The organism is Streptomyces sp. SID13726, assembly GCF_010548375.1.
In the GTDB taxonomy this organism is placed as follows: domain Bacteria; phylum Actinomycetota; class Actinomycetes; order Streptomycetales; family Streptomycetaceae; genus Streptomyces.
The window spans coordinates 1-405 of sequence record NZ_JAAGLY010000703.1 but is presented as its reverse complement, the minus strand read 5'-3'; the positions used below and the strand labels follow the sequence as shown (position 1 = coordinate 405).

Here is a 405-nt window from a genome sequence, read left to right as displayed (position 1 = left end):
GGACGACGAACTCCGTCGATGCCAGAGCGGGCTCTACGGGAAGATGCGGGATGTTCCAGACGCGAGGAAACCGCGGGTTCAGCTTCGAGACGAGAACAGCCGGTTCGGAGACCAGGAACTTGTTGCTCTTGATCGACTCAGGTGCGACGACCTCGGGGCCGGTTCCGACGTCAAAGGCGGGCAGGCTGAAGTGAGCGACGCGGAGCGCGGCCATCCCCTCGGGACTGACCGTCAGCCGCGAGTGCACCGCGATCTCACTTACCGGCACGTTTGGCTCAGCCAACGCAAGGAGAGCCCGCGCAAGGTCGTCGGCGGTGGCGGCGAGGCGGGTGTTGGCCGCGATCTTGTCGTCGAGTACACCGAGCACGGCGGCGATGGAGGTCTGTTCCGGGAGTGACGGAAGCG

At 65.7% G+C, this 405-nt stretch carries 1 pseudogene; it reads right to left on the bottom strand.

Going from position 1 to position 405, the window contains the following annotated elements:
- Window positions 1–367 (bottom strand): annotated as a pseudogene (locus tag G3I78_RS49860) (hypothetical protein); the annotation flags it as partial.
- Window positions 368–405 lie beyond the last annotated feature (38 nt).